This window comes from Pseudonocardia sp. ICBG1293, from assembly GCF_020131355.1.
GTDB lineage: Bacteria > Actinomycetota > Actinomycetes > Mycobacteriales > Pseudonocardiaceae > Pseudonocardia.
In genome coordinates, this window is sequence record NZ_JAHLEL010000006.1 from 491,387 (window position 1) to 507,985 (window position 16,599).

Below are 16,599 nucleotides of genomic sequence, written 5' to 3' on the forward strand. Positions count from 1 at the left end.
GCCGACCCGTGCGGCTGCGCAACAAAGTCGATGTTCGTGACCGGATCGTGATGCTCCGAGGGGAACTCGCTCGATTCAGAAGACTGTTGCCGGACCGGTGCGGACCAATAGGTTGGCGCTCGCAACATTCACCCGTTCGTGATCATGCGAGCGGTCCACAACGTGGTGGAGGGAGACCCCGATGGGGGCACGGAACACAGGGCGCGGGCCCCGGCTGCGCCGGGCGGTCGCGGCGGCGGGCCTCGGCCTGCTGCTGGCCGTCGCGGGCTGCGGTCAGAACAGCGCGGGCGGCGGCGCGGAGGCCCCCAGTGGCGGCTCCGAGGGGGCCGGTGGCGTGAAGGTCGGGGTGATCCTCCCCGAGACGGACTCCTCGGCCCGCTGGGAGGGCTTCGACAAGCCCATGCTGGACGCGGCGCTGCGCGCGCAGGGCATGGACCCCGACATCCAGAACGCCCAGGGTGACGAGCAGAAGTTCTCCACCCTGGCCGACGGCATGATCTCCAGCGGCGTCAAGGTCATGATCATCGCCTCGATCAGCAGCGACGGCGGGACCGCCGTCGCGCAGAAGGCCAAGGCCCAGGGCATCCCGGTCATCGACTACGACCGGCTCAACCTCGGCGGCGTCAGCGACTACTACGTCTCCTTCGACAACGAGAAGGTCGGTGCGCTGCAGGGCGAGGGCCTGGTCCAGGGGATCGGGAACAAGCCGGGTGCGCAGGTCATCGAGATCGAGGGCGCGCCGACCGACAACAACGCGACCCTGTTCTACAACGGCCAGCAGACCGTGCTGAAGCCGAAGTACGAGGCGGGCGCGCTGAAGCTCGTCCAGAGCCAGCCGATCGACAAGTGGGACAACCAGGTCGGTGGCACGACCTTCGAGCAGATCCTCACCGGCAACGGCGGCAAGGTCGACGGCGTGGTCGCGGCCAACGACGGCCTGGCCGGGGCGATCGTCACGGTGCTGGCCAAGTACGGCCTGAACGGCAAGGTCGTGGTCACCGGCCAGGACGCCACCGCCGACGGGCTCGCCGCGATCCTGCGCGGTGACCAGTACATGACGGTGTTCAAGCCGATCGAGCAGGAGGCCGAGGCCGCCGCGAAGCTGGCCGGTGCGCTGGCCAAGGGCGACACCGCGGGTGCCGACGGCGTCGCCACCCAGTCGGTCCAGGACCCGAAGGGCAACCGCGACGTCAAGTCGGTGCTGCTCGAGCCGCAGCTGATCACCAAGGACTCGGTCAAGAAGGTCACCGACGCCGGCTACGTCAAGGCCTCGGAGATCTGCAACGCCGAGACCCAGGCCGCCTGCGACCAGCTCGGCATCAAGTAGGACCCGCAGCCGGACCGGGCCGCGGCGGACACCCCGCCGCGGCCCGGCCGGCGCCCACGTGGAAGGTGCCCGAAGTGGCCGACCCCATCCTCTCCCTGCGCGGTGTGTCGAAGAGCTTCGGCGCCGTGCAGGTCCTCCACGACGTCGATCTGACCGTGCGCGCCGGTGAGGTCACCGCGCTCGTCGGGGACAACGGCGCAGGCAAGTCCACCCTGGTCAAGTGTGTCGCGGGGATCCACCCGATCGACTCCGGCGAGGTGGTGTTCGAGGGGGCGCCGGTGACCGTCGCCGGCCCGTCGGACGCCTCCCGGCTCGGCATCGAGGTCGTCTACCAGGACCTTGCGCTGGCCGACAACCTCGACATCGTCCAGAACATGTTCCTGGGCCGCGAGCGCGGCCGGTCCTGGATGCTCGACGAGGGCTCGATGGAGCAGGCCGCCCGCGACACGCTCGCGTCCCTGTCGGTGCGCACCGTCACCTCGGTGCGCACCCCGGTGGCGTCGCTGTCCGGCGGGCAGCGCCAGACCGTCGCCATCGCCAAGGCGGTGCTGTGGGACTCCCGGGTCGTGCTGCTCGACGAGCCGACCGCCGCCCTCGGCGTCGCCCAGACCCGCCAGGTGCTCGACCTCGTGCGACGGCTGGCCGAGCAGGGCCTCGGCGTCGTGCTCATCAGCCACAACATGGCCGACGTCTTCGAGGTGTCCGACCGGATCGCCTGCCTCTACCTCGGCCGGATGGTCGCCCAGGTGCCGACCCGCGAGGTCACCCACTCCGACGTCGTCCAGCTCATCACCGCGGGCCGCTCCGGCGAGCTCGGGCTGCCGCGGCCCGAGCAGGCGGTGAACTGATGGCCCCCCACCCCGACCCGTCCGGCCCCGCCGGCCCGGGAGGAGACACCGTGACCGATCGGACGCCCGCTCCCGAGCAGGAGCAGAGCGCCGCCCGCCGGGCGAACCCGGGCAACCGGGCCGCCGACTTCGGCATCGACACCACCGCCCGGACCACCCGGGAGGCGATCACGGCCTACCTGCGCGGGCTGCGCGGCGGCGACCTGGGCTCACTGCCCGCGCTGCTCGGGCTGGCCGCGCTGTTCGTGCTGTTCAGCGTGCTCGACTCCGGCGGCACCTTCCCGAGCCTGCTCAACCTCGCGAACCTGCTCCAGCAGGGCGCCGGCCCGACCATCATCGCGATGGGCCTGGTGTTCGTGCTGCTCACCGGCGAGATCGACCTGGCGGCCGGCACGGCGTCCGGACTGGCGGCGGCGCTGATGGCGCTGCACCTGATGAGCGACGGCAACGTGCTCGGGGCCACCGGCACCACCGTGTTCGTGCTGCTGGTGGCGGTGATGCTCGCGGGTGCCGTGCTCGCCGCGCTGGTCCGGGTGTGGGCCGGGTCGGTGATCAGCCTGCTCACCGCGGTCGTGCTGGTCATCGGGGTGCCGGCGAACGCGTTCACCGTGATGGGCCTCGCGGTCGGCGTCGGGGTGGTGATCGGCTGCCTCACCGGCTTCCTCGTGGCCCGGATCGGGATGCCGTCGTTCGTCGTGACGCTGGCGTTGTTCATCACCTGGCAGGGCGTGATCCTGCAGCTCATCGGCGACGGCGGCACCATCGCGCTGCGCGACCCCTTGATCAACGCCGTGGCGAACGGCAATCTCTCGGTCACGGCGTCCTGGGTGCTGTTCGTGGTCGCCGCCGGCGCCTACGCGACCGTCCAGGTGGTCCGGCTGCGGACCCGGCTGCGCGGCGGCCTGGTCGCGCCGCCGACGGGACTGGTCGCACTCAAGATCGGAGCGGTGGTGGTGCTCGGCGGGTTGGTGACCTTCGCGCTGGTCCAGGACCGCTCGCCCGGGGTCATCGCCATCGCCGGCATCCCCTATGTCGTCCCGGTCGTGCTGGTGCTGCTCGTCCTGGGCACCTGGGTGCTGGACCGGACCCGGTTCGGCGGCCACGTCTACGCCGTCGGCGGCAACCGGGAGGCCGCGCGCCGGGCCGGGATCGACGTCGCCCGCATCCGGGCGTCGGTGTTCGTCATCTCCACCGCCTTCGCCGCGATCGGCGCGATCGTCTACTCCTCGAAGATCGGGTCGGTGAACCCGGCGGCCGGTGGCGGCAACACCCTGCTGTTCGCCGTCGGTGCCGCGGTCATCGGTGGTACCTCGCTGTTCGGCGGCCGCGGGCGGATCAGCAACGCCGTCATCGGCGGGACGGTGCTGGCCACGGTGCAGAACGGGCTGGGCCTGCTCAAGCAGCCGGCCGCCGTCGTGTTCGTGGTGACCGGGCTGGTGCTGCTGCTCGCCGCCGGTGTCGACGTGGCCTCCCGGCGCCGGGCGGCGGCCACCGGCCGGTGACATGACCCAGCCCGGATCGGGGACCCGACCCGACGACGCGCGCCGGCACAACCGGGCCGTCCTGTTGCGCCGGCTGCACGTCGAGGGTCCCTGCACCCGCGCGACGCTGGCCGGCGAGCTCGGCCTCAACCGCAGCACGATCAAGGCGGTGGTGGACGGGCTCGCCGAGGCGGGCGTCGTCACCGAGGCCGTCCCGGCCCAGCGCTCCGGGGCCGGGCGGCCCTCGCTGCTGGTACTGCCCGACCCGCAGGCGGCGGTGGTGCTCGCCGTCGACATCCGGGTGGAGCAGGTGGCGCTGGCGATGGTCGGCATCGGCGGGCAGATCCTGGGCCGGCACAGCTGGAACCTGCACCGCACCACCCGGCTGCCCGGCGAGGTGATCACCCACCTCGCCGAGTCCGCCGCCCTGCTGCGCGACGAGCTGGGTGTCACCGAGCAGGCGGTCGGTGTGTCGGTACCCGGCGTCGTGCGGCGTTCGGACGGCCTCGTGCACGAGGCGCCCAACCTCGGGTGGCGCGACGTCGAGCTGGGCTCCCGGCTGGCCGCCGTCCTCGCCCGGCCGGTGCAGGTCGCCAACGACGCGGAGGCCGGGGCGCTCGCCGAGCACCTGCGCGGGATCGGCCGCGACGTCGCCGACATGGTGTACCTCTCGGCCGACGTGGGCGTCGGCGGCGGCGTGGTGTCCGGCGGGCAGCCGCTGCGCGGCACCGGCGGCTACGTCGGCGAGCTCGGCCACCTCATGGTCCGCCCGGACGGGCGGGAGTGCTTCTGCGGCTCGCACGGCTGCTGGGAGACCGAGGTGGGCGAGCCGGCGTTGTGCCGCGCGCTCGGCCTGCCCGAGGACACCCCGCGCGGGGTGCTCGTCGCGGAGCTGCGCGACCTGGCCGTCGTGCCGGGCCGGGCGGACCGGCTGCTGGCGGGCTACGCCGGGTGGATGGCCGCCGGGCTGGTCACCGTGGTGAACATGCTGGCCCCCGAGCTCGTCGTGCTGGGGGACCTGTTCGGTGCGCTGCCGCCCTCGGTGGTCGAGCGGATCGGGTCCGAGCTGCGCCGGCGCAGCCTGGTCAGCCGGGCCGCGGGCGGGACCCGGCTCGCGGTCTCCCCGCTCGGCCGCGACGGCGCGCTGGTCGGCGCGGCCGAGATCGCGTTCGAGCCGGTGCTGGCGGCGGTCTGAGGCGGTGCCGGGACCGGCCGGCACGGCCGCCGGCGCCCCGCGGGCTCAGGCCAGGTGGCCGGCCAGCTCGGACAGCGCCCCGACGGTGAAGGTCGGTGGCGTGAGGTACCCGGGCCAGGTGTCGCCGTGGCGGTCGAGCCAGGCCGTCGCCATCCCGGCACGGGCGGCGCCGTGGAGGTCCCACGGGTGCACCGCGACCATCACCGACTCGGCTGCGTCGACCCCGCAGGCCCGCAGCGCGTAGGCGTACGAGGCGGGGGCGGGCTTCCAGATCCCGGCGTCCTCCACCGACAGCACGGCGTCGAACTGCGCGCGCAGACCGTGGTCGCCGAGCAGCCGCTCGGCCACCGACGCGGCGCCGTTGGACAGCGTCACCAGCCGCAGCCCCGCGGCCCGCAGCGCCGCGACGCCGCCGTGGACGTCGTCGTGCACCGGCAGCTCCAGGAACCCGTCGACGACGTGGCGGGCACCCTCGTCGGGGTCGGCGACGCCGTGCCGGCGCAGCAGCCCGGCCGCGGTCGCCGTCGCCAGCTCGGCGAAGGTCGTCAGCTCCCCGCCCGCGGCCTGCGCCATGCCCTCGCGCAGGGTCGCGGCGAACCACAGCGGGCCGAGCCACTCCGGGGCGCCCAGCCCCGCGAACCGGGCACCCATCGGGCTCAGGTCCGACAGGGTCTCGTTGACGTCGAACACCACGGTCGAGATCGCCATCCGCCTACCCTGACGGGTGTGAGCGTTCCCCGCACGGTGCTCGTCCTCGGCGGCACGACCGAGGGCCGTGCCGTGGCCGCCGCGCTGGCCGGCCGGGACGGCGTCCGGGTCGTCTCCTCGCTGGCCGGGGCGGTGCGCAGCCCGGCGCTGCCCGAGGGCGAGGTCCGCATCGGCGGGTTCGGCGGCGCCGCCGGTCTGGCGGCGCACCTGCGTGCCGAGCGGGTCGGCGCGGTGCTCGACGCCACCCACCCCTTCGCCGCCACCATGACGGCGAACGCCGCCACCGCCTGCGCCGCGACCGGGGTGCCGCTGGTGGTGCTGCGCCGTCCGGGCTGGACGCCCGGGCCGGGGGACCGGTGGTACCGGGTCGGCTCGGCCGCGGCCGCGGCCGCCGCGTTGCCCGCGCTGCTCCCCGGGGCCGACGGCCGGGTGCTGCTGACCACCGGTCGCGGGGGGCTGGTGCACTTCGCCGAGGTCGACGCGGCGTTCTGGGTCCGGGCGGTCGACCCGCCGGAGGGGCCGCTCCCCGCCCGGTGCGAGCTCCTGCTCGACCGGGGCCCGTTCGCCCTCGACGACGAGCGCGCCCTGTTCGCCGCCGTCGACCCGCACGTGCTGGTGACCAAGGACTCCGGCGGTGCCGCGACGGCGCCCAAGCTCACCGCCGCCCGGGAGCGCGGGGTGCCGGTGGTGGTCGTCGACCGGCCGCCGCTGCCCGTCGGGGTCGCGGTGGAGTCCACGGTGGAGGCCGCACTGGCGAGACTGCTCGGTCCCTGACCGGCCGGGGCCGGGCCACCCGTGCGTCCGCCCGGCGTCCGGTGACCCTGCCGGGCCGCCGGGGGCGGGGCCCCGGGTGTCGAGCCGGTGGTGCCTGCCCTCAGTCGTCCCCGGCGTCGGTGATCGCCTCGCCGAGGCCGTTGAGCCAGGCGAGGTGGCTGCGCAGGGCCGCCCGCCCGGTCGGGGACAGTCGCATCCACGTCCGGGGGCGCCGCCCGACGGCACCCTTGCGGATCTCGAGGTAGCCGGCGTCCTCGAGGGTGTGGCTGTGCTTGGACACCGCGGAGTCGCTGACCCCGATCATGTCCCGCACGGTCTTGAACTCGACCCAGTCCGCCCCCTGGAGCAGCGCGCACAGGGCCAGCCGCGGACCGGTCTCGAAGATCGGCTGCCGTCCGGTCATCTCCTCGGGCGGCGCGCCGGTCACTGCTCGACCCGGCCGGTCGCGATGTCCTCGGCCATCTTCTGCCGGATCCGGTACTGACCGGCGAGGACGAGCGCGGCGAGCGGCACCAGCACGGCCATGGCGATCCCCGGCCGGTCGGCCCCGACGAGCGCGTACCCGGCGATCACCCCGACGACCGTGAGGGCCAGGACGCCGGCGTGCAGCCGTCGTGCACCGGGGTAGGCGGTGATGCGCCGCGGCAGCGCGACGCCCGACCGCCGGCGCGTGCGGATCGAGTACATCGCCGAGCCGAGGGCCACGACCAGCAGCCCCAGTGTCAGATAGGGGGTCACGGACGGGAGCGCCGAGACCCACACCGGGATCGACATGATCACGACCAGCAGGACCGAGTAGACGATCCAGTAGGACAGCGGGAACAAGGCGTGTGTGGCGAGCTTGCGACGCATCTCGGTGACCTGGTCGAGCTCGGGGTTGTGCGACATCGTGGGTCCCTCCGTTGTGCTTGCGATATGGAAAACATATGCAGGCTAGACAGGATTCGTCAACGGGACAGAAGTTTCGATGCCGTGGGGTGCCGCCGGGGAGGTGTCGCCGCCGTCGGCGGGCCGGTGGTGGTCGTGGACCGGCTCGTCGCCCCCCGCCGGGGTCGCGGCGGGCGGAGTCGGTGGGCGCCGTGCGGGTCCGGCCGGCGGGCGGCGGATCACCAGGGGACCGGCGTGCCGGTCCAGTCGACGAACGTGCCGGTCGGTCCCCCGTCGGGGGTCAGCAGGAGGGCGACGGCCCCGTCGGCGGCCTCGGCCGGATCGCCGCCCGAGGCCGCCGCACGGGCGTTGAGGTTGGTCGCCCGCAGGCCCGGGGCCAGGGCGTTCACCGGGATCCCGGCGTCGGCGAGGGCCTGGGAGTAGTAGACGGTGAGCGCGTTGAGCGCCGCCTTCGACGACCGGTAGGCGGCCGCGCCCCCGCCGCCGCGGTGGTCGAACTGCGGGTTCGGGCCGGTGCTCCAGGTCAGCGATCCGGTCCCGCTGGAGACGTTGAGCACGCGTGGGTGCGCCGACCGGCGCAGCGCGGGCAGGAACGCGTTGGTCACCGTGACCACGCCGAACACGTTGACCTCGTAGACCCGGCGCAGGTCCTCGGCGGTGCAGTCCACGGCCGTCGCGAGGTCGTCACCGACCCCGGCGTTGTTCACCAGCAGGTCCACCTCCGGGACCCCGGCGGCGGCCGCGGCGACCGAGGCCGGGTCGGTCACCTCCAGGTCGAGCGGCCGGGCGCCCGCGCCGAGGGCGGCCACGGCGGCCGCGCCGCGCCCGGGTTCGCGGGCCCCGACGTACACGGTCAGGCCTGCGGCGAGCAGTCCCCGTGCGATCGCGAACCCGATACCGCTGGTGGCGCCGGTGACGACGGCGACGTCGCCCGCGCCCGGTCCGTGTGCTGTTCCCATGACGTCTCCCGACTCCAACTCCAACGATGATGTTGGAAATGAGGCTACGCCGGTTCCGCTACCGTCCGGTCATGGCCTGGGACACCGAGGGCACCCGCCGCCGGCTCAGGGAGGCGGCCACCGCCGAGTTCGCCGAGCGCGGCCGCGAGGGCACCACCATGAGCCGCATCGCGGCGCGGGCCGGCATCAACAAGGAGCGCCTCTACAGCTACTTCGGCGACAAGGACGCACTGTGGGACCTGGTGCTGGCCGACCAGCTGGAGCAGCTGGCGGCCGGGGTCCGGGCGACCGGCACCGGGCTGGACGACCTCGGCGCGTTCGCCGGGGCGACGTTCGACCACCACGCCGAGCACCCGTGGCTGGCCCGGCTGCTGCAGTGGGAGGGCCTCGACGGCACCGGTCACGTCGCCGCGCGTGCCGAACGCGGCCGGCACTACCGGGAGAAGGTCGAGCGCGTCGCCGCCGCCCAGCGGGCGGGCACGGTCGACGACGGGGTCGACCCCGCCCACCTGGTCTTCGCCCTGATCGCGCTGGCCGCCTGGTGGCACACGGTGCCCCAGCTCGCCTCGATGCTCACCGGCGCCGCTCCGGACGACCCCGCCGAGCGGGCCGCCCGGCGGGCGTTCGTGGTCGAGGCCGCCCGCAGGCTCGGCGCGCCCCGCTGAGCGTCCCCGCCCGGGCGCACCGCGGACCGGGCGCGGGTCAGGGCAGCGCGACCAGGACCTCGCCCGGCTCCGGCGCCGTGCCCAGTGCGTGGGCGAGCCCGGCGAGCCCGGTGCGCCGGGTGACCAACCGGCCCGGGTCGAGTCCGCCGTCGGCGACGAGCCCCATCAGCGCCGGGTAGTCCGCGGCGGCCATCCCGTGGCTGCCGGTCACGGTCAGCTCGTGCGCGATCATCAGCGGCACCGGCACCACCGGCTCCCGGGCGAGCAGCCCGACCTGCACCAGCGTCCCCTGCCTGCGCAGCGACCGGACACCGAGGTCGAGGGCGTCCGTGCGACCGGCGGCCTCCACCGCCAGGCGGGCGCCGCCGTCGCCGACGGCCTCGCGCACCGCGTCCGGGCCGTCCGCGGTGTCCACCACCGCGGACGCACCCAGCTCGACCGCCCGGGACCGCGCCGCGGACGAGGGGTCCGCGACGACCGCCTCGGCGCCCAGCGCCGACGCGATCAGCACCGCGGCCAGCCCGACCCCGCCCGCGCCGAGCACCAGGACCCGCTCCCCGGCGGCCAGCCCGCCGCGCCCGACCAGCGCCCGGTGCGCGGTGGCCACCCGGCAGCCGAGCAGCGCCGCACCCGCCGCGTCGACCGCGTCGGGGACCGGTACCAGGTTGGCGTCGGCGTGGTGCAGCGCGACGAGCTCGGCGCAGGACCCGTCGTCGGTGAAGCCGGGCTGACGCTGGTGCGGGCACACCTGCGCGCGGCCCGCCCGGCAGTCCGGGCAGGTGCCGCAGCCGCAGACGAACGGGGTGGTCACCCGGTCCCCGGTACGGACCCGGCTCACCCCGGCACCGGTGGTGACGACCCGTCCGACGAGCTCGTGCCCGGGCACGTGGGGGAGCGTCACATCGCCGTCGTGCCCGGCCCAGGCGAACCGGTCGCTCGCGCACAGCCCGGTGGCCTCCACCCGGACGACCACCCCGCCGGGCGGCGCGACGGGGTCGGGCACCTCGACCACCCGGGGCTCGGTGCCGAACTCGGTGATCCGTACGGCGCGCATGCCGCGATCCTCCCAGGCCGGTCGTACTCGTCGCCCGAGTGGACGAGGTGGTCGGGTGTACGCCGCGATCCTGTTCGACATGGACGGCACGCTGGTCGCCTCCGACGCCGCGGTCGCCCGGTCCTGGCGCGCGGCTCGGGCTCACGACACCGGCCGGGCCACCACCGGGCGGGTCATGACCAGCAGCCCCGGACCGGGGGAGGGCTCCGCGACGAACCCGGTGCGGGCGTAGAAGGCCAGCGCGCGGGCGTTGCCCGGCTCCACCCTGAGCGACAGCGTCGCCGAGCCGTGCTCGCGGGCCGCCGCGTCGACGGCCTCGACCAGTGCGTCGGCGAGCCCGGTCCCGCGGAACCCGGCGGCCACCCACATGCCGTAGAGCTGCCCGTCGCCGTCCGGGCCGGGCCGCCAGCAGGCGGTGCCGACCGGGCGGTCGCCGTCGTCCACGGCACCGAACCGGACGTGCTCGGCCAGGACCACCCGCCAGGCAGCCGGGTCGAGGGCCGCCTGCTCGCGGTAGAAGTCGCTGTCCTCGCCGAACCCGTCCCGCACCGAGGCGAGCCGGGCCGCGCGGGCCGACTCCCAGTCGTCGGGACCGAACCGCCGCACCTGCAGTCGCACGGTGTGACGCTAGCGCGGAACCGGAACCGGTCAGGGTGTCGTCAACCGGCGGATCCGATCAGCCGGTGGTCGTCCCGCCGGGGCCGTAGTGGCGCGGGGTGAACACCACGGTCGTCCCGGCGCGCTCGACGGCGCGGGTCGTCGAGGACCCGACGACCACGAGGGTCCGCATGTCGACCAGCTCGGGATCCAGCGCGCCGAGCGTGGTGACCACGATCCGCTCCCCGGCGCCGCCGACGTCGCGACCGAGCACCACCGGGGTGTCCGGCGCGCGGTGCTCCAGGAGCACGTCCCGGGCGGCACCGACCTGCCACGGCCGTGCCTTCGACCGCGGGTTGTAGATCGCGATCGCCAGGTCGGCCGCGGCCACGGCACGCAACCGGTCCGCGACCACGTCCCACGGCTTGAGCCGGTCCGACAACGAGATCAGCGCGTGGTCGTGGCCGAGCGGGGCACCGGCCGCCGCGGCGACGGCCTGGGCCGCGGACATGCCGGGCAGCACCCGCACCGCGACGTCGTGGTACTTCGGCTCGGCGGCCACCTCCAGCACCGCCGTCGCCATCGCGAACACCCCGGGGTCGCCCGCGGACACCACGGCGACCCGCCGCCCCGACGCGGCCAGGTCCAGCGCGTGCGCGGCGCGCTCCGACTCGACCCTGTTGTCCGAGGGGTGCCGGGTCTGGCGCGGGTTGGGCGGCACCCGGTCCAGATAGGGGCCGTAGCCGACCAGGTCGTCCGCCTCGGACAGGGCGCGGGCGACCTGGGGGGTCAGCCAGTCCCGCCCGGCGGGCCCGGTCCCGACGACGACGACCTCCCCCGGACCGCGGACCGACCGCTCCTCGGCGGGGACGGCGCCGACGGCGCCGGCGGGCGCCTGGCCGTCCCCGGGGACCGAGGCGGCGACCTCGCCGGGCAGCAGCGCGATCGCGAAGTACGGCACGTCGGAGGCGTCGACGTCGGCGAGGGACCCGGTCCGCTGGCCCTCCATCGTGGCCCGCTCGACGTAGCGGGCCCGGTCCAGCACCCCGGCGTCGGACATCGCCTCGCGGACCGTGGTGAAGGTGCGTCCGAGCTTCATCACCGCCGCCGAGTCGGTGCCCGCGAGCCGCCGCGCCAGCTCCTCGCGCGACAGGGTGCCCGGCAGCACGGTCAGCACCTCGTCGCGCTCCACCAGCGGCTGGCCGATCGCCGCGGCCGCGCCGCTGATCGAGGTGACGCCGGGGACGACCTCGGTGCGGTAGCGCCCGGCCAGGCGCTTGTGCATGTGCATGTAGGACCCGTAGAACAGCGGGTCGCCCTCGGCCAGCAGCACCACGTCGCGGCCCGCGTCCAGGTGCGCGGCGAGCCGGGCCGCGGCCTCGGAGTAGAACGCGTCGATCGCACCCTGGTAGCCGCCGGGGTGGTCGGTGGCCTCGGTCGTGACCGGGTAGACCAGCGCCTCCTCGATCGCGGTGCCGGACAGGTGCGGCTCGGCGATCCGGCGGGCGATCGACCGCCCGTGCCGGGCGGAGTGGTAGGCGATGACGTCGGCGTCGCGGACCAGCCGGGCGGCCTTGATGGTCGTCAGCTCGGGGTCGCCGGGGCCGAGCCCCACGCCGTAGAGGGTGCCGGTCACGCCGGGCTCCTGCGGGGCACTCGCACGCTCGCCCACGCCGTGTTCCTGCGCTGCACTCGCACGCTCGCTCACGCGATGATCTCCTGCTCGTGGGCCAGCGCGTTCAGCGCCGCCGCGGTGATCGCCGACCCGCCGCGACGGCCGTGGACGACGAGATGCTCCAGGTCGGTGCGCTCGGACAGCGCGACCTTGGACTCGGCGGCGCCGATGAACCCCACCGGGATGCCGATGACCGCGGCCGGGCGGGGGGCGTCGCCGCGGTCGATGAGGTCCAGGACGTGGAACAGGGCGGTCGGGGCGTTCCCGATCGCGACCACCGCGCCCTCGAACCGGTCGGCGAGCAGCTCCAGCGCGGCGGCGGAGCGGGTGTTGCCGATCCGGCGCGCGTGGTCGGGCACCCGGGCGTCGCGCAGCACGCAGAGCACCTCGTTGTCCGCGGGCAGCCGGGCGGCGGTCACCCCGGAGGCGACCATCATCGCGTCGCACAGGATCGGGGCGCCGGCCCGCAGCGCGGACCGGGCGGCCGCGACCACGCCGTCGGAGGCCGCGATGTCCTCGACCAGGTCGACCTGGCCACAGGCGTGGATCATCCTCACGGCGATGTCGTCCACGCCGGGCGGGAGTCCGGACAGGTCGGTCTCCGCGCGGATCGTCGCGAACGAGCGGCGGTAGATCTCGTTGCCGTCGGTGATGTAGTCGTACCCGCTCAGCGGAGCTCCTCGGTCGTGATCGTGTGTCCGTCGATGACGTAGGTGTCCGGCCCGGTCGCGACGGCGTCGCGGTGCGGGGTGTGCGGGGCACCGCAGCGGCGACCGCAGCCGACGACGTGCACCGCCTCCGGCCCCGCGTCCGCTCGCGGGCCACCCCGCGCGACCAGCGCGAGCGCGTGGGCGCGGACGTCGGCCAGGGACCGGGCGCAGCCCGGCGAGCCCGCGCAGGCGCTGACCCGCAACGCCGGGTGCCCGGGGTCGACGACGAGCCCCGCCGCCAGCCGGTCCGCGGCACCGGGTGCGGGGACGGGCAGGACGAGGGTGCGCCACGGCGTGACCAGCAGCTCCGGGGCCCCCTCGGCGGCGAGGCGCTCCAGCTGTCCCGCCGACAGCGCCCCCAGGACCGGCGCGACACCCAGTGCCCCGCCGTCCGACGCGCCGACGAGCACGTCTCCGCCCTCCGGAGGGCGGAGACGTGCAGATCGATCGTCGTGTCGGGAGGGCGATGGTGTGTGGTCGCCCAGACGGGACGCGACGGCGGTCGCGGCACCGGGCAGCTCCGCGGCGCGCCAGGCCCGCGCGGCCGGGTCGGCGGCGTGCGCGGCCCGCACGTCGAGGAACGCCGTGGCCGCGTCGAGCAGCAGCCCGGGGGCCTCGGCGGGGGAGCAGGACACGCCGGTCGGGGTGTCTGCCACCAGGAGCTCGCCCCGGTCGGGGCCCTCCGCACGCCAGCACAGGTCGGGACGCTCGGCGGCGACGTCGCCGCGGCCGTCGTCGAGGGCGAACAGGAAGCGGCCGGGCAGCGCCGACAGGGCGGGGCGCGCGCACAGCCCGCGGTCCAGCGCCGCGGCCAGGCCGCGGACGTCGGCGAGGCCGCCGTCGAGGCCCGACAGCGGGGAGGCCAGCACGTTGCGGACCCGCTCGTGGGTCCGGGACGGCAGCAGCCCGGCCGCGGTCAGGTGCTCGACCGGGCGCGGGTCGGCCGGGTCGAGGCCACGCAGCTGGAGGTTCCCGCGCGAGGTCAGGTGGACGGTGCCGTCCCCGGCCTCGCGGGCCAGCGCCGCCACCGCGCGCAGCGCCGGCGCGCCGATCGTCCCGCCGGGGAGCCGGATCCGCGCCAGCGCCCCGTCCGCGGCCGCGTGCGGCGAGACCACACCGGGGCAGGCGTCGGTGCGGGTACGGATGGTCGGCGGCACGCCGGTCACTGTAGGCATCCGTGCCCGGCGGGAGGACCCGCCCAGGGCGGTGGTCACATCGCGTCAGGTGTTCAGGTCACGGCAGGTACCGGCGGGCCCCGGAGTACTCGGCGTCGAACCGCACCGGGCTGCCCCGGACCGGGGTGTCCGCGTCGAACGCCTCGATCATCGTGCCCGCCCCGGCGTACATCGCCACGTGCGTCGCGGGGGAGTTCCAGAACAGCAGGTCACCGGGCCGCAGGTCGGCGGGGTCGTCGACCGGCCGTCCGCCCCGCGCCTGGTCGGAGGCGTCGCGCCCGACGGTGATCCCGTGCAGGGCGTAGGACAGCCCGGTCAGCCCCGAGCAGTCCGGGCCGAACCCGGAGCGTCCGCCCCACAGGTAGGGGCGGTCCAGGAACAGCCGCGCGGTCGCGACCAGACCCTCTCCGGTCGGGGAGGGCGGGGCCCCTCCGCGCAGCTCACCCGCCGCCAGCCACGCCTGGTCGCCGCCGGGCAGCGCGACCCGGACCGCGTCGCCCGCCTCGCCGACGACCGGCAGCCGGGTGCCCACGCTGACCTCGCGCAGCCGCTCGGTGCGTGCCGGGTCGCGGTACAGCCACGCCGTCGCGACGCCGTCGACGGTGCCGGTCGGCGCCCCCGCGGCCAGGGCACCGAACGCCGGGTCGTCGACGAGCTGGGACGCGGGCACCCAGCCGGGGTAGCCGCGGTCGTCCTTGCCCGAGGGCTGGCCGGGGACGACGACGTGCGCCCAGCCGTCGCGGCGCTCGGTCACGGTCACCGGGGCGCCGAGCAGCGCCTGGGTCTGGGTACGCGAGGCGGTGGTCAGCTCACGACGGTCCGCGCTGCTCATCGACCCCATCCACGCCGCCGGGTCGGCGGGTGCGGCGACGGCGGCCCGGTCCCGGTCCCGGGGGCTGTCCGGGGAGGTCCACACGGTCGCGACCGAGACCGCGACGAACGTCCGCCCCGGTGTGTCGGCGGCGGGCGCGGCAGCGGCGCCGGGCACGGCAGCGGCGGCGGGCACGGCGGCGGCGGGCACGACGGCGCAGGCGAGCACCGCGGCGAACAGGACGGACAGGACACGGGGCACACCGGGCATTCTCGGCGGCCGGGGTCACCGGGGCAACCAGCCACACCGCCGGGTCACCGCGACGGGTGGAGTGGCCCCGGCCACACCGGTGGGTTCTGATGGTGCGGTGCGCCCCCACCGGATGACCGCGGCCGTCGTGACGGTGCTGGCCCTGCTGCTGGCCGGCTGCGGTGCGGGCTCCCGCACCCCGGCCGCCACGGCGACGCCGGTGCCGTGCGCGTTCCCGCCGCCCGCGCAGAGCCTCGACGTGCGGGTCCTGGCCTACAACTCCTCGGCCGTCGACCCGTTCACGAACACGATGGTGCGCAGCTGCTCGCGCGACGGCGTGACGTTGCGGCACGAGCCGATCGACTTCGCCGGCCAGACCCAGAAGACCATCGCGACGCTGTCCGGGCGCTACGGCACCTACGACATCCTCGAGACCTACGGGCTGGTCGTGCCGCAGTTCGCCTCGACCGGGAAGCTGCGCCCGCTCGACGACCTCGTCGCCCGGTACCGCGAGGAGTACGGCCTGGACCGGCTCAGCCCCGAGATGCTGGCGGCGCTGTCCTACGACGGGAAGCTCTACGGGCTGCCGACGATGGCCCAGCCGTTCACGCTGGTGTACCGCCGTGACGTGTTCGACCGGCTCGGCCTGGCCCCGCCGCGCACCTTCGCCGAGCTGCGCGAGGTCGCCGCCCGGGTGCAGCGCGACGGTGGGATCCGCTACCCGCTGGCGCTGCCGCTGCTGGCGAGCGCGGACATCGCCACCGCCTACGACGCCGCACTCGGCTCGCTCGGTACCGACTACGTGGACCGCGACACCGGTCGTCCGAACTTCGACACCCCGGCGGCGACGCGGGCGTTCACCGAGCTGCGCTCGCTGCTCCCGTTCATGGATCCGCAGGTCACGACGTTCGCCCAGCCGGCGGTGCAGCAGCAGATGTACAACGGGTCGGCGGCGATCGCGATCATGTACAGCGGCCGGATGTTCGACCTGGTCCAGGAGCGCAACAGCCGTTTCGCCCGGGACTTCGCGTTCTCGGCCCCGCCGTCGGTGGCCGGGGGCGACGTGCTCTACAACTCGCTCTCGGTCGACGGCTGGGCGATCCCGGCCAACACCGAGGTCGACCCGGACCTGCTGTTCCGGTTCCTGGCCGCGTCGGTCGGGCCGGAGTCGGCGCGCGCGGCCGTGCCCGCGGCGTTCCCGTCGCGGCTGGGCAGCGTGACGCCGGCGAGCAGCCCCTTCGCGCCCGCGCAGCTCGAGGCGCTGGAGAAGGCGCCGCCGCCGGAGCCGTTCCCGTGGACCTCGCGGATCTCGGTCGCGACCCGGCCGGTGGTGGCCGACGTACTGGCCGGGCGGGTTCCGGTCGAGCAGGGACAGCAGCGGATGCAGGACATCGCGACGGCGATCGTCGCCGAGTACCGGACCGTGGGCTGAGCAGGGCCCACCGCGCCCGACCCCTTGTCAGGGTCGGTGGCCGACTCTTAA

Annotated in this window: 17 protein-coding genes; 7 read left to right on the top strand and 10 right to left on the bottom strand. The window is 75.5% G+C overall.

Features of this window, described 5'->3' with window-relative positions; all coding sequences use genetic code 11:
- Positions 1-181: 181 nt before the first annotated feature.
- The 4 genes from KPF47_RS02985 to KPF47_RS03000 all read left to right on the top strand — a co-directional run bounded on the left by KPF47_RS02985 (position 182) and on the right by KPF47_RS03000 (position 4,851).
- Positions 182-1,327: a sugar ABC transporter substrate-binding protein gene (locus KPF47_RS02985; protein WP_224386626.1), complete on the top strand. Its 1,146-nt coding sequence runs from the start codon at positions 182-184 to the stop codon at positions 1,325-1,327.
- A gap of 74 nt (positions 1,328-1,401) precedes the next feature.
- Complete coding sequence (locus KPF47_RS02990) at positions 1,402-2,175, top strand: ATP-binding cassette domain-containing protein (protein WP_224386627.1); 774 nt, start codon at positions 1,402-1,404, stop codon at positions 2,173-2,175.
- Positions 2,175-3,677 (top strand): sugar ABC transporter permease, encoded by a 1,503-nt coding sequence (locus tag KPF47_RS02995; RefSeq protein ID WP_374108779.1) that lies wholly within the window; start codon positions 2,175-2,177, stop codon positions 3,675-3,677. The genes KPF47_RS02990 and KPF47_RS02995 overlap by 1 nt, the downstream gene beginning before the upstream one ends.
- Before the next feature lies 1 nt (position 3,678).
- The gene (locus KPF47_RS03000) at positions 3,679-4,851 is read left to right on the top strand and encodes an ROK family protein (protein WP_224386628.1); all 1,173 of its coding nucleotides are present in this window, start codon (positions 3,679-3,681) and stop codon (positions 4,849-4,851) included.
- A 45-nt stretch (positions 4,852-4,896) separates the two neighbouring features.
- Here KPF47_RS03000 and KPF47_RS03005 read toward each other — a convergent pair whose 3' ends face one another.
- Positions 4,897-5,559 carry a haloacid dehalogenase type II gene (locus KPF47_RS03005; RefSeq protein WP_224386629.1) on the bottom strand — a complete coding sequence of 221 codons (663 nt, stop codon included), beginning with the start codon at positions 5,557-5,559 and terminating at the stop codon, positions 4,897-4,899.
- An 18-nt stretch (positions 5,560-5,577) separates the two neighbouring features.
- Between KPF47_RS03005 and KPF47_RS03010 the strand changes: the two genes are divergently transcribed.
- Positions 5,578-6,333: a cobalt-precorrin-6A reductase gene (locus tag KPF47_RS03010; protein ID WP_224386630.1), complete on the top strand. Its 756-nt coding sequence runs from the start codon at positions 5,578-5,580 to the stop codon at positions 6,331-6,333.
- 100 nt (positions 6,334-6,433) lie between these two features.
- Here the strand turns inward: KPF47_RS03010 and KPF47_RS03015 are convergent, their stop codons facing one another.
- The 3 genes from KPF47_RS03015 to KPF47_RS03025 all read right to left on the bottom strand — a co-directional run bounded on the left by KPF47_RS03015 (position 6,434) and on the right by KPF47_RS03025 (position 8,180).
- On the bottom strand, positions 6,434-6,760 hold the full coding sequence (locus KPF47_RS03015) for a transcriptional regulator (protein ID WP_224386631.1): 327 nt from the start codon (positions 6,758-6,760) through the stop codon (positions 6,434-6,436).
- Positions 6,757-7,221 carry a hypothetical protein gene (locus KPF47_RS03020; RefSeq protein ID WP_224386632.1) on the bottom strand — a complete coding sequence of 155 codons (465 nt, stop codon included), beginning with the start codon at positions 7,219-7,221 and terminating at the stop codon, positions 6,757-6,759. Before KPF47_RS03020 ends, KPF47_RS03015 begins: the two co-directional genes overlap by 4 nt.
- Before the next feature lie 218 nt (positions 7,222-7,439).
- Positions 7,440-8,180, bottom strand: coding sequence for an SDR family NAD(P)-dependent oxidoreductase (locus tag KPF47_RS03025; protein WP_224386633.1), 741 nt, complete (start codon positions 8,178-8,180; stop codon positions 7,440-7,442).
- A 38-nt stretch (positions 8,181-8,218) separates the two neighbouring features.
- Here KPF47_RS03025 and KPF47_RS03030 point away from each other — a divergent pair, with 38 nt between their 5' ends.
- Complete coding sequence (locus KPF47_RS03030) at positions 8,219-8,845, top strand: TetR family transcriptional regulator (protein ID WP_224386634.1); 627 nt, start codon at positions 8,219-8,221, stop codon at positions 8,843-8,845.
- Between the two features lie 37 nt (positions 8,846-8,882).
- On the opposite strand, the gene KPF47_RS03035 is transcribed toward KPF47_RS03030, so the two are convergent.
- The 6 genes from KPF47_RS03035 to KPF47_RS03060 all read right to left on the bottom strand — a co-directional run bounded on the left by KPF47_RS03035 (position 8,883) and on the right by KPF47_RS03060 (position 15,128).
- A complete protein-coding gene (locus KPF47_RS03035; protein ID WP_224386635.1) occupies positions 8,883-9,899 on the bottom strand; it encodes an alcohol dehydrogenase catalytic domain-containing protein in 1,017 nt (338 codons plus the stop codon).
- 141 nt (positions 9,900-10,040) lie between these two features.
- Positions 10,041-10,517 (bottom strand): GNAT family N-acetyltransferase, encoded by a 477-nt coding sequence (locus tag KPF47_RS03040; protein WP_224386637.1) that lies wholly within the window; start codon positions 10,515-10,517, stop codon positions 10,041-10,043.
- A gap of 58 nt (positions 10,518-10,575) precedes the next feature.
- Positions 10,576-12,132: a precorrin-2 C(20)-methyltransferase gene (locus tag KPF47_RS03045; protein ID WP_224386827.1), complete on the bottom strand. Its 1,557-nt coding sequence runs from the start codon at positions 12,130-12,132 to the stop codon at positions 10,576-10,578.
- 68 nt (positions 12,133-12,200) lie between these two features.
- The gene (locus KPF47_RS03050) at positions 12,201-12,842 is read right to left on the bottom strand and encodes a precorrin-8X methylmutase (RefSeq protein ID WP_224386829.1); all 642 of its coding nucleotides are present in this window, start codon (positions 12,840-12,842) and stop codon (positions 12,201-12,203) included.
- Complete coding sequence (locus tag KPF47_RS03055; protein ID WP_224386639.1) at positions 12,839-14,038, bottom strand: precorrin-3B synthase; 1,200 nt, start codon at positions 14,036-14,038, stop codon at positions 12,839-12,841. Before KPF47_RS03055 ends, KPF47_RS03050 begins: the two co-directional genes overlap by 4 nt.
- Positions 14,039-14,114: 76 nt before the next feature.
- Positions 14,115-15,128, bottom strand: coding sequence for a C40 family peptidase (locus KPF47_RS03060; protein ID WP_224386641.1), 1,014 nt, complete (start codon positions 15,126-15,128; stop codon positions 14,115-14,117).
- Between the two features lie 106 nt (positions 15,129-15,234).
- Here KPF47_RS03060 and KPF47_RS03065 point away from each other — a divergent pair, with 106 nt between their 5' ends.
- Entirely contained in the window at positions 15,235-16,548 is a 1,314-nt protein-coding gene (locus KPF47_RS03065; protein ID WP_224386643.1) for an extracellular solute-binding protein, read from the top strand.
- Positions 16,549-16,599 lie beyond the last annotated feature (51 nt).